Origin of the sequence: Mesorhizobium sp. B3-1-9 (assembly GCF_006439595.1) — a bacterium.
Lineage (GTDB): Bacteria > Pseudomonadota > Alphaproteobacteria > Rhizobiales > Rhizobiaceae > Mesorhizobium.
In genome coordinates this window covers 148,214-162,560 of record NZ_VFTJ01000010.1, presented here as the reverse complement: position 1 = coordinate 162,560, position 14,347 = coordinate 148,214, and the positions used below count along the sequence as shown (strand labels likewise).

Below are 14,347 nucleotides of genomic sequence, written 5' to 3'. Positions count from 1 at the left end.
CATCATACAAATTTCAATGCATCTTCTTCACGAGTGGAGACCGGTCGCATGCAGGAGCGCGTCAATTCGCTGAAGGCGGCCGTACAGGCCGGCCGGGCTCATATCGGCATCTGGTGCTCCCTGGCTTCGGCGCTCACCACCGAAGTCGTCGCGGGCTCCGGGGCGGGCTGGCTGCTGATCGATGGCGAGCACAGCCCGAACGACCTGCGCAGTATCATGGCGCAGCTGCAGGTCGCGGCGGCGTTTCCCTGCGAAGCCGTGGTGCGCTTGCCATCCGACGATCCCAATCTGATGAAACAGGCGCTGGATGTCGGCGCCCGCAGCCTGATGATCCCGAATGTGCGCACGGCCGAACAGGCGCGCGCAATCGTCGCGGCGATGACCTATGCGCCGGGCGGCTTCCGCGGTTTCTCGGTCGGCCACCGCGCCAATGCTTTCGGTCGCATCGCCGGCTACCACGCCAAGGCGCGCGAGCAGCAATTGCTTGCCGTGCAGATCGAGGACGAGGCTGGTGTCGCGAACGCCGCCGAAATCGCGGCGGTGGACGGTGTGGACGTTCTGTTCGTCGGGCCGGGCGACCTCTCCACCAATATGGGCGCGATGGGCAATCCTGGCGCCGGGCCTGTGCAGGAGGCGATATCGTCGGTACGCAAGGCCGCCGCCTCGGCAGGCAAGGCCAGCGGCATCCTGGCTCCCGTGAAGGCCGATGCGGACCGCTACCTCGCCGACGGCTTTACCATGGTGGCGGTCGGTTCCGATCTCGGCTTGCTGGCGCGGGGTTCGGACGCCCTGGTCGCCTCGTTCAATCGGTAGGCATAATCATGGCAATCCCCCCTTACAAAGCACCGTCGCGCAACGCCTATGACATCGTCATCGTCGGCGGCGCGGTCGTCGGCTCGTCGACGGCCTATTGGCTGAGCCAGGCGCTGGGCAGCGGCGCTTCGATCCTCGTGGTCGAGCGCGACTCAAGCTACGAATTCTCCTCGACCGCGCTTTCCACCAGCGCGATCCGCCAGCAATATTCCAATCCGATCAATGTGAAGATCAGCCAGTTCGGCATCGAGATCATCCGTGGTTTCCAGGAGCGGATGGCCCCGTTCTACACGAACGAGCCGGCGCCCGATCTCGGCTTCAAGGAGCACGGGTATCTCTATTGCTGCTCGCCCGAGGGTGTGGAGGCGGCGCGCGAACGAGTCGAGCTGCAGCGCAGCCTCGGCGCCCATACCGTCTTCCTCGAACCGGGCGCCTTGAAGGAACGTTTTCCGTGGCTGAATGTCGACGATCTCGGCGGCGGTTCGTGGGGCGCTCGCGAAGAGGGCTGGTTCGACTCCATGGGCATGTTGAACGGTTTTCGCCGCGCCGCTCGCGGCAGCGGTGTCGAATATATCGACAATGCCGTGACGGCGCTGGACGTCGTTGACGGGCGGGTCGTCTCGGTGCGGCTCCCGACGGGCGAGACGGTCGCTTGCGGCACGCTGGTCAACGCGGCAGGTCCGCGAGCGCAGCAGGTCGCCGCCATGGCCGGGCTGTCCATTCCGGTCGCGCCCTACAAGCGCTACAGCTTCGTTTTCGCCAGCGCCAATGCGATCCCGGGCCGCATGCCCAATGTCATCGACCTTTCAGGCACATTCGTGCGGCCGGAGGGCGAGCTTTTCCTCACCGGCAACACGCCGCAGGGCGATGGGCCGGCCGACTACGACGACTTCGAAATGCATTTCGAGGAGTTCGACGACCATATCTGGCCGGCGCTCTGGCACCGCATCCCGGCCTTCGACGCGCTGAAGGTGCAGACGAGCTGGACCGGACATTACGAATACAACATGCTCGACCACAACGGCATTGTCGGCTTCCACCCGCAAGTGAAGAACTTCATGTTCGCCAACGGCTTTTCGGGGCACGGCCTGCAGCAGTCGCCGGCGGTCGGCCGTGCGGTGTCGGAGCTGATCGTCCACGGCGCGTTCCAGACGCTGGACCTTTCGCCATTCTGCTATGAAAGGATCGCGCGCAACGAACCGTTCCTCGAGGAAGCGGTGATCTAGAACCATCAGATTGCCGGATATCGCAAATCTACGGGCAGACAGACAGGGAACGAATTGCAGCATGCCCGAGCGAGGCGTTCGCTGCCAATGCAAGCGGGACGCCATCAGATAATCCGCGCGGCCAGGCGCCTGGCCCGGTAGTTCAGGATTGCGGCAGTGACCCACGCACCTCAAACACTTTCGAGATAGGTCTCGATCTCGAAGTCGCTGACATTGAGCGCGAAAGTGTTCAGCTCCTGGCGCTTGCAGGCGATGAAGGCGTCGCGCAGCACGTCCGGGAATATCTCCGCAACACGCGGGCCGGTCTCGAAGGCGGCGATCGCCGAGGCCCAGTCGGGCGGCAGCTTGGCGAGCGTCAGCCCCTGGCCCTCGCCGCCGGTCGGCTCGCCGGGCGAGAGCTGGCGCTCGATGCCGATCAACGCCGCGCCGAGGATTGCCGCCAGCACCAGATAGGGATTGGCGTCGGCGCCGGAGACGCGATGCTCGATGCGGCGCGCGGCCGACGGGCCGCCCGGAATGCGGATCGCCACCATGCGGTTTTCATAACCCCAGGCGACGGCGGTCGGCGCATAGGAACGCGGCCGCAGCCGGCGGTAGGAATTGAAATGCGGCGCGAACACCAGCGTGCTTTGAGCCATCGCGGCAAGCAGGCCGCCAACCGCGTGGCGCATGGTGTCGGAGCCTTGGTCCGAGCCGTCGTCGAAGATGTTGCGGCCTTGCCTGTCGAGGACGCTGAAATGGACATGGAAGCCGTTTCCGGCGCGTTCGCCATAGGCTTGGCCATGAAGCAGGCGGCGAAGCCATGTTTGCGGGCAATGCCCTTGACGGTGCGCTTGAAGAGCACGGCGTCGTCCGCGGCGCGCAGGGCGTCGGGCACGTGGTTGAGATTGATCTCGAACTGGCCGACGCCGTTCTCGGCGATCGCGGTGTCGACCGGAATGTCCTGCATGCGGCAGGCTTCGTAGATATCGTGGATGAAGGCTTCGAAATCGTCGACCTCGTCGATCGAAAGCGCCGCGTCGGAATCGAGACGCCGCCCGGTTACCGGCGAAACCGGTCCGACAGGCCGCTGCGAGGTCGGATCGACAAGGTAGAATTCGAGTTCGGTCGCGGTGACGGGCGTCAGGCCGAGCGCGGCGTAGCGGTCGAGGATGCGTGCCAGCGCGCGGCGCGGATCGCCGAGGTAGGGGGCGCCGCTGTCGTCCGCCAGCCAGACCGGCAACAGCGCCGTCGGGTGCGCCGTCCAGTTGACGGGCAGTATGCCGCGTCCCGTCCAATGGCAAAGCCCGTCGGCGTCTCCGGTCGAGAACACCTGGGCGTTGCCTTCGATGTCCTCGCCCCATATGTCGAGCCCGATGGCCGAGTAGGGCATGCGCAGCTTGCCTTCGAGCGCTTTGCGCGCCTGCTCGACCGGAATGCGCTTGCCGCGCATGATGCCGTTCAGGTCGCACACCGCCGCCCGCAGGCTTTGGATGTCCTTCCTGCCGTCCAGCCACCTCAAAACGTCCGCAATCGCATCGCTCAATTTCCAGCCCCTTTTCTAGGTGCTGTAGCCCTGTCGGCTACGATATCCAATTTTCAGCTTGTGGGTTCGTGAAGGCCAACACGGCTGCTGCCGAGTGGTTTCCCTTCATTTTTTCAAGTCACTAGCTGGGATATCGGGCGGCATTTCGGGTCCAAATTGTGCGATCTGCGATCGCAACATAGCGACCCGATTGACGAAAGCCAAGCCGGATTCGAGACCGGCTTGCCCGTCAGTGGCGCAGTTCCGGAAATTTCACCTGGCCGAGGATGTGGGCCGCGCCCTCGGCGATATCGCGCACGATCGCGGCGCGCGCCCTTTCGCCGTCGCCGGCCTCGATCGCCGCCACGACCTCCTCGTGATAGTCGATGCCGAGAATGCCGGCCAGGTCATCCTCGAAGCCGATGTGCAGGTTTCGCAGGAAGGGGCCGACCTGCATCCATACCGTCTCGATCAGGAAGAGCATCTGCTCGTTGCCGCAATGGCGGTAGATCGAGAATTTGAAGTCATAGTTCTTGCGCAGATAGTTATCGATCCCGCCGCCGCGGGCGGCTTCGGTAAGCTCGGCGCAGTGGCGCCGGATCGCGCGCAGGTTGTTGCCGTTGACGAATTTCGTCGCGAGCTCGGTGGCCGTGCCTTCCAGGATCGTGCGCACGGCGGTCAGTTGCTGGAAACGGTCGGCCGAAATCAGCGGCACCTCGACGCTGCCGTTCGGCATCGGGCTCAGGGCTCTCAGCGCCTGCAGCCGCATGAAGGCGCTGCGCACCGGCATGTCGCTGGTGCCGAGCTCCTTGGCGAGCTTGCGCGAGGTCAGCTTCTGGCCAGGCTGGAGCTGCCCCGACATCAAGGCGCGCACGAGCTCCAGATAGACTTTCTCATGCAGGGGAACGGTATCGACGGCGCTCAGTCCGAATTGCGATTTGTCGGCCATTGGCGATACGCTGCTTCATCCGTCCTGAGATCTGTTTCGTCACCTGATCCGCCGCCGGGATAGCTGGCCGGCCGTTTCGGCCGCACGATAGACGCTCAGCACGAACCGCCGCAAGGGCGGCCGGCGTTGCTATCCGATCCGCGCGTCGATGATCTCGACGAAGCGCGCGAAGAGACCCGCCTGCGACTTGATCTTGAGCTTGCGGTAGATGTTGCGACGGTGGACCTTCACCGTCCCCGGCACGATGCGCAGCGTCCTGGCGATCGATTCCGTGGAGTGGCCCTGGAGCACAAGGTCGACGACCTGCTTTTCGCGTGAGGTCAGTGACAGGCTCTTCCAGATATGTGCCCGGTCGAGCTCGTTGGTCATCGCGATCGTATCGCCTGCGGGTTGGGCCGCAGCCTCATCTGCAGGCAGGGACGGCCAGCGCTGTCTGCAGAAGCCGATCACCGCCGGCGCCATGTCACGCAGCAGCCTGGCATCCGCCGTTCCGAACGGCCCGGTGGCGCGCAGCCGCATCAGCGACAGCACCAGCGCGTCCTTGCCGGCCAGCGGCACGAAGAAGCCGACTTCCTCGGCGAGGCGGGTCTGGCTGTAATAGGACCGGTAATATTCGCTGGCATAGAAGCGGTCGGGCGCAAGCTCGCGCATGCGCCAAAAGCCCTCCTTGCGCTCGACGGCGGCGTGATGGAAGGGATCGAGCAGATAGGGTCCTTCCTGATAGAGCGCGACGAAGATGTGGCTTTCGGCCGGCGAGAAGGTCTCGAACAGGAGCGGCGGCCTCGCGGCGCCGCGATAGCCGAAGATCACGCAGTGGTCGAAACGGACGTGCCCGCGCAGCCAGCCGACGATAGCCTTGCCGAAATGGTCGCCGCCGGTCTCGCGCGACGCGGCGATGACGGTGGCCAAGGCGTTGTAGTCGTCACTGCGGGAAGCGGCCAGCTCATACCCCTCCAAACGATAAAATCGGCTAAATATACCACCTGCGAGGTATATACTAGGCGGCATTGCCTCTGCTAGCGTCAAGACATTGCCTCACGCTGTCGCTGGAGCCCGTGGCTTGACTGCAGTGCCCGATATCGAATTTCGCGCGGTCAACAAGCGCTACGGCGCGGTCACGGCGGTCAGCGGCATCGACCTTGCCGTCCCGCCTTCCGCCTTCGTCGCGCTGCTCGGCCCCTCAGGCTGCGGCAAGACGACCTGCCTTCGCATGATCGGCGGCTTCGAGCAGCCGAGCGAAGGCCAGGTGCTGATCCGCGGCCGCGACATGGCCGGCACGCCGCCCTACCGGCGGCCGGTCAACATGGTTTTCCAGCAATATGCGCTGTTCCCGCATCTCGATGTCGAGGAGAACATCTCCTACGGGCTGCGCCAGGCGAGACCCAGGCTGTCGTCGCGCGATATCTCCTCGAGGGCCGGCGAGGCGCTGGCCATGGTGCAGCTCGCCGGCTACGGACGCCGCAAGATCCACGAGCTTTCCGGCGGCCAGCAGCAGCGCGTGGCGCTCGCCCGCGCCCTGGTCAACAAGCCGGCGGTGCTGCTGCTCGACGAGCCGCTGGCGGCGCTCGACAAGAAGCTGCGCACCGACATGCAGATCGAGCTGCAGAACCTGCAGCGCGAGATTGGCATCACTTTCGTGCTGGTCACCCACGACCAGGAGGAAGCGCTGTCGATGAGCGACTTCGTCTGCGTCATGAATGGCGGCCGCGTCGTCCAGATCGGACAGCCAAGCGAAATCTATGACGAGCCGGCCGATCTGTTCGTGGCGGATTTCGTCGGCAAGACCAATCTCTTGAGCGGCAAGGTGGCCGGGCTCTCCGGCGATTTCGTCGATGTCACGCTTGCCGACGGCACTGTGATTTCGGCGCGCAAGCGGGTGCCGCTCAGCCGCGGCGAGGCCGTATCCGTCAGCCTGCGGCCGGAATCGCTCAGCCTCTCAGCGCCCGGAGGCGGCAGCCTGAAAGGCATCGTCCGCAACCGCATCTTCCTGGGTTCGACGGCGGAATACGCGATCGAGGTCCAGGGTATCGGATCGCTGCTCGCCAAGGCCGATCACGTGATCGGCCAGGGCAATCTCTTCAAGCCGGGCGAACCCGTCGCCATCGGCTTTGCCGCCGGAACGCCGCTGGCGTTTCCAGGACCCAAGAACAACGGGACCAACCAGAGGGAAGACCAACATGCCGAAATCCTATCGTGACGGACTGCCGATAAGCCCCGATAAATTCGTCGACCAGTTGATGCGCCTGAAACGCGGCTCGATCAGCCGGCGCGATTTCCTCGGCCTCACCGGCCTCGGCGTCGCGACCGCGGTGATGGCGCGCGGGCTCGGCATCATGCCGACGCCAGCTTTTGCCGCTGAGGACCTCGGCGACCGCATGTCGATCGCCACCTGGCCGAACTATCACGACCCGCAGACCTTCGAGAATTTCAAAGCCGATACGGGCGTCGCCGTCGAGGTCAACGTCTTCGGCTCCAATGAGGAGATGCTGGCCAAGCTGCAGGCCGGCGGCTCGGGCTGGAGTCTGTTCGTGCCGACCAACTACACCATCTCGACCTACAAGAAGCTCGGCATCATCGAAGCCCTCGACATGGCCAAGCTCGGCAATTTCGATGGCAAGTCGGAAGATGCACGCTTCACCGCCGAGGGCACGATCGACGGGACGACCTACGCTGTGCCGAAGAACTGGGGCACGACCGGTTTTGCCGTGAACACCAAGAAGCTCACCAAGCCGATGTCGAGCTGGAAGGAATTCTGGGACACGGCGATGGCCGAAGGCGACGGCCGCACGATGGTGCACGACTATCAGCTGACAACGATCGGCAATGCGCTGAAATATTACGGCTATTCCTTCAATTCGCTGAAGCAGGACGAGCTCGCCAAGGCGGAGGAACTGCTGCTCAAGGTCAAGCCGCATCTGTTCGCGGTGTCGAGCGACTATCAGCCGGGAATGCGCGCCGGCGATGCCTGGATGACGATGTGCTGGACCAATGACGGGGCGCAGCTCCATCGCGACATCCCCGAAATCGCCTATGTGCTCGGCAAGGAAGGCGGCGAGATCTGGACCGATTTCTACGCGATTCCGAAGGATGCGCCGAACAAGCCGGCCGGCTACGCGCTGCTCAACTACCTGATGAACCCGAAGGTCGCGGTGAAGGAGCATCTGGCCAATGGCGCGCCCTCGACCGACGCGCGCGTCAACGCGCTGCTGCCGAAGGAAGTGCTGGACAATCCGATCCTCTATCCGGCCGCCGACCTGTTGAAGCCACTGGAGTTCGGCGCCGCCGCGACGCTCACCGATCCGGGCCGCGCCGAGCTGATGGCGCGCTTCAAGTCGGCTTGAGCGGGAACGGCCACAAACCTGAACCAGACAATGCGACCGGCGGACGAATGTCCGCCGGCTCCCAACCGGCTTTATCGATGCGCGGCAGTCTCTTTCGCAAAAACCTCATGACGGCGCTGCTGCTTGCTCCGGCGGCGCTGTGGCTGGTCGTCTTCCTGGTGCTGCCCTTCGTCGCCATCGCCATCTTCAGCGTCGGCGAGCGAGCGCCCGAAGGCGGCTACCAGGCAGCGCTGACTTTCGCGCAATACGCCAACCTGCCGGCGCGGGCGACCGCGTTCTGGAACACGATGGTGCTGGCCCCCGTCGGAGCGCTCGCCTGCCTGCTCGTCGCCTATCCCGTCGCCTATTATCTGGCGCTGCGGGCACCGGATCGCTGGCGATTGATCCTGCTCGCGCTGATCGTCATCCCGTTCTGGACCAGCCTTCTGATGCGCACCTATGCCTGGATGTACATCCTCGGCGGGCGCGGCATCCCGGCCCTGCTCGCCTATGTCGGCATCGAGGACCTGCGGCTGATCAACACGCCGGGCGCGGTTCTGCTCGGCATCGTCTACGGCTATTTGCCGCTGATGATCCTGCCGATCTATGTCAGCCTGGAGCGGCTCGACCGCCGGCTGCTGGAGGCTTCCGCCGATCTGGGTGCGACGCCGCTGTCGACCTTCCTCGGTGTGACGCTGAGGCTGTCGCTGCCCGGCGTCATGACCGGCTTCTCGCTGGTGATGATCCTGCTGCTCGGTGAGTACCTGATCCCGACACTGCTCGGCGGCGGCAAGGTGTTCTTCATCGGCAACGCGCTGGTCGATCTCTTCCTGCAATCGCGCAACTGGCCGTTCGGATCGGCCATCGCCATCACGCTGGTGCTGGTCTCGGTCGCGGTGCTGATCGTCGCCAATCGCATCTCGACCCGGCTCTCGGGCGCACGCCGGGTGGACCTGATCTGATGCGCGCCTTCGTCTTTGCCGTCTTTGCCTTCCTCTATCTGCCGATCGCGCTGGTCGTGCTGTTCTCCTTCAATGCCGGGCATCATGCCAGCGAGTTCACCGGCTTCTCGGTGCAATGGTACGGCAAGGCGCTGTCCAATCCCTTCCTGGTCGAAGCGCTGAAGAACAGCCTGTTCATCGCCACGACGAGCGCGCTGCTCGCGGCCTTCTGCGGCACGGCCGCGGCGCTCGGGCTGCAGCGCGTCGGCGCGCGGACGCGGGCGCTGTTCGACGCGCTGCTGGGCGCCGCGATCGTCGTTCCGGGCGTCGTCATCGGCATCTCGACGCTGGTGGCGCTGGTGCAGCTCTTCGCCGTCCTCAATCCGTTCCTCGCTTCGCTGTGGCCGACCGACCAGCCGCCGCGGCTCTCGCTCGGCTACGGCTCGATCATCGCCGCGCACGGATTGTTCTCGATGGCGCTGGTGACGATGATCGTCGGCACGCGGCTCGGCAGCCTCGACCGCAATCTGGTCGAGGCCTCGAGCGATCTCTATGCCACGCCGCTGACGACGTTCCGATCGATCGTGCTCCCGCAGATCATGCCGGCGGTGATCGCCGGCTTCCTGCTCGCCTTCACCTTCTCCTTCGACGACTTCATCATCGCCTTCTTCGTCGCCGGCGCGCAGACGACGCTGCCGATCTATGTCTTCGCCTCGATCCGGCGCGGCGTGACGCCGGAGATCAACGCCATCGCGACGATCGTGCTCTGCGCATCCGTCCTGCTCGTGCTGCTTGCGCAATGGCAGCTTGGCCGTCGAAAGCCATCGCCTTGAAAGACCAGTCCATGATCCTGAAAGACCGTATCGCCGTGGTGACGGGCGCGGGGTCGGGCATCGGGCGCGCCGGGGCGATGATCATGGCCAGGGAAGGGGCGCTCGTGGTGATCGCGGACCGCGATCCGGTGGCGGGCGAAGCCACCGCCTCCGGCATCCGCGACGCTGGCGGCCGCGCCGAGGCTGTCGCCACCGATGTCGGCAACGACACGGCCGTCGAAGAGCTCATCCAGGGAACGCTCGGCAAGCATGGCCGGATCGATATCCTGCACAGCCATGCCGGCATCCAGGTCGGCGGCACGCTGACGGAAGTCGGCACCGACGGCATGGACGCCTCATGGCGCATCAATGTGCGGGCGCAATTCCTGGCGGCGAAGACCGTCATGCCGGCGATGATCGCCCAGGGTGGCGGCGTCATCCTCAACACGGCGTCCAATTCCGGTGTCTTCTACGACCGCGAGATGATCGCCTATGCCACCTCAAAGCACGCCGTGGTGGCGATGACCAGGCAGATGTCGCTCGACTACGCTAGGCACAATGTGCGCATCAACGCGCTCTGCCCGGGCTGGGTCGACACGCCGTTCAACGAGCCGTTTATCGCCCAGATGGGCGGCCGCGACGCGATCGAAAACTATGTCCGCACCAAGATCCCGATGGGGCGCTGGGCGAACGCGGAGGAGATCGCCGAAGCGATCCTGTTCCTCGTCTCCGACCGCTCGTCTTTCATGACCGGGCAGGCGCTGGTCGTGGATGGCGGCGAGAGCATCGGCTGATCTGGTCCAGCAAAGCGGGCTTGCGCCGGTGGCGATGATCGGTCAAACCATAATTCCACTTTAGTGAGACCCGTCATGCAAGCTGCAAAACAGCAATACCGCGAAAGGCACCCGATTTTTGCCTGCGGTATTTTGTTTGCGCGCGCGGGGTATCGCTGATCATGCGCTGCTGCCGTCACGAGAACCTGCAGCGCGCGGAGGAGACCAAGGTCGGCTCGCATGTCGTTCGCGACGGCTGGACCGAAGGCGTGCAGGGCGCTCCGCACCCGGCCTTTCGGCCGGTCATCAGGCGGGCGTCCGTTCTCGGATAACGCAGCTTAGATAACGCCCTACCCGGAACGGACATGCCCGCCGAAGCGATCTCTCCTTCGTACGGACATGACCAATGCCTGACAATCTGAACACCTCATTCCCGGGCGCGGACACGCAAGGCTGGCTGAAGACGCACGCGATCAACGAAGTCGAATGCTTCGTGCCCGACGTCAACGGCGTGCTGCGCGGCAAGACCTTGCCGGTCGCGAAATTCCTCAAATCGCTCGAGGACCGCGCGCTCTATCTGCCGAGCAGCGCCTTCCTGGTCGCCATCGACGGCCGCTATTCCGGCTCCATCGACGAGGGCTTTGCCTATTCGGACCCCGACATGCGCATGGTGCCGGACACTTCCACGCTGTGCGTCGCGCCCGGCAGCGCCGGAAAGGCCTATGTCTTTGCCGACACCTTCCATATGGACGACCGGCCGTGGATGGCCTCGCCGCGCCATGTGCTGAGGGCCGTGCTCGACCTTTACCGCCGGCGTGGCTGGCGCGCGGTGATGGCGCCGGAGCTCGAATTCTATCTCACGGCGCCGAACCCCGATCCGGATCGCCCGATCACCGCGCCGACCGGGCGCAACGGTCGGCCGGAAAGTGTGCAGCACCCTTACGACATGCAGGCGATGGAGGAGTTCGAAGCGGTGACGCGACGGATCTACGAACATGCCGCCGTCACAGGTCTGCCGCTCGACACGCTGATCCACGAATCCGGCACCGCGCAGCTCGAGATCAATCTCCTGCATGGCGATCCGCTGGTGCTTGCCGACAAGGTGCTGTTGTTCAAACGCCTGGCGCGCCAGGCGGCGCAGGCGAATGGCATGCACGCCACCTTCATGGCCAAGCCGATCGCCGCGCAGGCCGGCAGCTCGATGCATCTGCACATGTCGATCGTCGACGAAGCGGGCGAGCCCTTGTTCGCCGGCGAAGACGGCGAGGACACCGGGATGTTCGCGCAGTTCATCGGCGGCCTGCAGAAATACATCCCCGAAATCATGCCGCTGTTCGCGCCCAACGTGAACTCCTACCGGCGCATCCGACCGAACCATAGCGCTCCCGCCAACATCGAATGGTCGCACGACAACCGCTCCTGCGGCCTGCGCGTGCCGATGGGCGGGCGCGCCGCGCGGCGGATCGAAAACCGGCTGCCGGGGGCGGACGCCAATCCCTACCTCGCCATGGCCGGCTCGCTGATCGCCGGCTATCTCGGCATCGAGGAGAAGCTTACGCGCTCGGAAGAGGCCTTTGGCAATGCCTATAAAAGCAAGAGCACACTGCCAAAGACGATGGAGGAGGCGCTCGACCGCTTCGCGGCCTGCGAGCCCGTGCGGGCGCTGCTCGGCGAGGATTTCTTCCAGACCTATCTGCGCGTGAAGAGCGTCGAGCTCGACCTGTTCCAGAGCGTCGTGACGTCCTGGGAACGCGACCATCTGCTGCTCAAGGTGTGACCATGGCTTCGCGTTCGACAGGTTTCAATTCCGGTCTCGATATCGGCAAGTCCTATTATGTCGCCACCGCCAATCCGGCGCCGGACCATCCCGCACTTGCCGGCGATGTCGAGGCCGATCTGGTGGTGGTCGGCGGCGGCTGCACCGGCCTTTCGGCGGCGCTGCATGCGGCCGAGCGTGGTCTTAAAGTGGTGCTGCTCGAGGGCGGCAAGATCGGCTGGGGCGCCTCGGGCCGCAATGGCGGCCAGATGATCCCGGGCTTGCGCAAGGGCGCCAGGGGCCTGGTCAAGAGCTTTGGGCCGGAACGGGCAAAGGCGCTGTTCGACCTCGCCTTCGAGGCGCGCGGGCTGGTGCTCGACATCATCGAACGTCACGGCATCGACTGCGATCTGCGCCAGACCGGCCATCTGGTCGGCGCCGTCAGCGCTTCGGATGTGCGCGACTTCGCGCAAGAGGCCGAATGCCTCGCCAAGGTGATGAACTTCACCGATGTCGAGATCCTGTCGGCTTCGCAGGCGCGTCAGATGGTGGATACGCCCTATCAGGGCGCGGTCTACGAAAGGCTCGGCGGCCATATGCATCCGCTGAACTACACGCTGGGGCTTGCCCGCGCCGCTTCAACTGCCGGTGTCGTCATCCACGAGAACTCGGTTGCCGTCCGGCTGGAGCGTGAACCATCCATCCGGGTGTTCACCAACAAGGGTTCGGTTCGCGCCAGGCATGTGGTGCTGGCCGGCGATGCGCTGCTCAAGGGATTGGAGCCGCGCGTCAACGGCCGCATCATGCCGGTCGGCAACTATATCGTCGCCACCGAGCCCTTGGGCGAGCGCAATGTCATCCCGGCGAATGTCGCCGTCTCGGATACGCTGTTCGTCGTCAACTACTACCGCATGTCGGCCGATGGCCGCCTGCTGTTCGGCGGTGGCGAGCGCTACACGCCGTCGCCGCCGGCCGACATCGCCGGCTTCGTGCGGCCGCATATGGAAAAGACCTTTCCGCAGCTCCAGGGCTGCCGCATCGACCATGCCTGGGGTGGGCTGGTGTCGGTGACGACCTCGCGCCTGCCGCATGTCGGGCATTATGGCGAGGTCTATTTCGCGCATGGCTATTCCGGCAAGGGCGTCATCCTGTCGACGCTGTCGGGCAAGCTTCTGGCGGAAGCGATCACGGGCGATGCCTCGCGGCTCGATCTGTTCTCGACGCTGACGCCGCTGCCGTTCCCGGGCGGAACGGCGTTGCGCGGCCCGCTCTACGTGCTCGGCATGCTGTGGTACGCCATGCGCGATCGGCTCAGACACTGACGCTGGTTTTCCTGTCCCCGGCGTGGCTAATGTCTCCGCGCCGGGGGCCTTGAGAGGGAAGGGCGATGAATATCGAGCCGGGCCGGCTGACGAAGAAAGAGCGACATGAGCTGATCCTGTCGGAGGTGCGGCGCTCGGCCTCGATCCGCATCTCGAAGCTTGCGCGCCGGATCGGCGTCGCCGGCGAGACCATCCGCCGCGACCTGATCGAGCTCGGCGAGGCGGGGCTCATCAACCGCACCTATGGCGGCGCCACCATTTCGCTGGTGACGTCGGAACCGGTGATCGCCGAACGCGGCCTTACCATGGTCGAGGAGCGGGCTCGCGTCGGACACGGCGCCGCCGGACTGATCGAGCGAGGCCGCATCGTGATGATCGATGGCGGATCGACCACCTACGAGGTCGCGCGCAGCCTGTCGCAGCTTGGCAGGGACCTGACGATCATCACCAACTCCATCGGCGCCGCCTCGGTGGCCGGCGCCAATCCGACCTTTCGCGTCATCCTTTGCCCAGGCACCTATGACAGCCGCGAGGCCGCCGTGCTCGGCGAGGATACGGTCGAATTCGTGCGGCGCTACAATGCCGACGTCGCCATCATCGGCGCCTCGGCGCTGAATGCCGAAGGCCCGAGCGACATGATTTCAGGCGCCGCGGCGGTGAAGCGCGCGATGATGGGAAGGTCGCTGTCGACGATGCTGGTCGTCACCAACGACAAGTTCGGCCGCAGCGGCCTCGAACGCGTCTGCGCGCTGAGCGAGATTTCCGACGTCGTCACCGACAGCGAGCCGGCGGCGGCACTGCGCGCCGCGATCGACGAGGCAGGCGGCGAGCTGCACGTCTTTGCCGAGAGCTAAAGCGCGTCGCGATCTTTCAGATCCGCTCCGTGCGCTTTAGGGCTTTGATTTTACGCATGTCTTTGTCCCGAAACCGG

12 protein-coding genes and 1 pseudogene are annotated in these 14,347 nt (G+C 64.9%); 10 read left to right on the top strand and 3 right to left on the bottom strand.

The window, feature by feature from the left end:
- Positions 1 to 48 precede the first annotated feature (48 nt).
- Entirely contained in the window at positions 49 to 813 is a 765-nt protein-coding gene (locus FJW07_RS19510) for an aldolase/citrate lyase family protein (protein ID WP_140858299.1), read from the top strand.
- Between the two features lie 8 nt (positions 814 to 821).
- On the top strand, positions 822 to 2,039 hold the full coding sequence (locus FJW07_RS19505; RefSeq protein WP_140858297.1) for an FAD-dependent oxidoreductase: 1,218 nt from the start codon (positions 822 to 824) through the stop codon (positions 2,037 to 2,039).
- Positions 2,040 to 2,209: 170 nt separating this feature from the next.
- Here the strand turns inward: FJW07_RS19505 and FJW07_RS32375 are convergent.
- From FJW07_RS32375 to FJW07_RS19490, 3 genes and pseudogenes are all read right to left on the bottom strand, one after another.
- A pseudogene (locus FJW07_RS32375) lies at positions 2,210 to 3,564 on the bottom strand (glutamine synthetase family protein).
- A gap of 229 nt (positions 3,565 to 3,793) precedes the next feature.
- Positions 3,794 to 4,492, bottom strand: a complete 699-nt coding sequence (locus tag FJW07_RS19495) for a GntR family transcriptional regulator (RefSeq protein ID WP_140858295.1) — start codon at positions 4,490 to 4,492, stop codon at positions 3,794 to 3,796.
- Positions 4,493 to 4,621: 129 nt separating this feature from the next.
- The gene (locus FJW07_RS19490) at positions 4,622 to 5,401 is read right to left on the bottom strand and encodes a LuxR C-terminal-related transcriptional regulator (protein WP_246680805.1); all 780 of its coding nucleotides are present in this window, start codon (positions 5,399 to 5,401) and stop codon (positions 4,622 to 4,624) included.
- A 151-nt stretch (positions 5,402 to 5,552) separates the two neighbouring features.
- Here FJW07_RS19490 and FJW07_RS19485 point away from each other — a divergent pair, with 151 nt between their 5' ends.
- From FJW07_RS19485 to FJW07_RS19450, 8 genes are all read left to right on the top strand, one after another.
- Positions 5,553 to 6,689, top strand: a complete 1,137-nt coding sequence (locus FJW07_RS19485; RefSeq protein WP_140858291.1) for an ABC transporter ATP-binding protein — start codon at positions 5,553 to 5,555, stop codon at positions 6,687 to 6,689.
- Positions 6,670 to 7,833, top strand: a complete 1,164-nt coding sequence (locus FJW07_RS19480; protein ID WP_140858289.1) for a spermidine/putrescine ABC transporter substrate-binding protein — start codon at positions 6,670 to 6,672, stop codon at positions 7,831 to 7,833. Before FJW07_RS19485 ends, FJW07_RS19480 begins: the two co-directional genes overlap by 20 nt.
- A gap of 47 nt (positions 7,834 to 7,880) precedes the next feature.
- Positions 7,881 to 8,774 carry an ABC transporter permease gene (locus FJW07_RS19475; protein WP_181182681.1) on the top strand — a complete coding sequence of 298 codons (894 nt, stop codon included), beginning with the start codon at positions 7,881 to 7,883 and terminating at the stop codon, positions 8,772 to 8,774.
- On the top strand, positions 8,774 to 9,586 hold the full coding sequence (locus tag FJW07_RS19470) for an ABC transporter permease (RefSeq protein WP_140858285.1): 813 nt from the start codon (positions 8,774 to 8,776) through the stop codon (positions 9,584 to 9,586). The genes FJW07_RS19475 and FJW07_RS19470 overlap by 1 nt, the downstream gene beginning before the upstream one ends.
- 11 nt (positions 9,587 to 9,597) lie before the next feature.
- Positions 9,598 to 10,359: a glucose 1-dehydrogenase gene (locus tag FJW07_RS19465; protein WP_140858284.1), complete on the top strand. Its 762-nt coding sequence runs from the start codon at positions 9,598 to 9,600 to the stop codon at positions 10,357 to 10,359.
- Positions 10,360 to 10,744: 385 nt separating this feature from the next.
- The gene (locus FJW07_RS19460; protein WP_140858282.1) at positions 10,745 to 12,115 is read left to right on the top strand and encodes a glutamine synthetase family protein; all 1,371 of its coding nucleotides are present in this window, start codon (positions 10,745 to 10,747) and stop codon (positions 12,113 to 12,115) included.
- Positions 12,116 to 12,117: 2 nt separating this feature from the next.
- Positions 12,118 to 13,416, top strand: coding sequence for an FAD-binding oxidoreductase (locus FJW07_RS19455; protein ID WP_140709511.1), 1,299 nt, complete (start codon positions 12,118 to 12,120; stop codon positions 13,414 to 13,416).
- Between the two features lie 65 nt (positions 13,417 to 13,481).
- On the top strand, positions 13,482 to 14,270 hold the full coding sequence (locus tag FJW07_RS19450) for a DeoR/GlpR family DNA-binding transcription regulator (protein ID WP_246680804.1): 789 nt from the start codon (positions 13,482 to 13,484) through the stop codon (positions 14,268 to 14,270).
- Positions 14,271 to 14,347 lie beyond the last annotated feature (77 nt).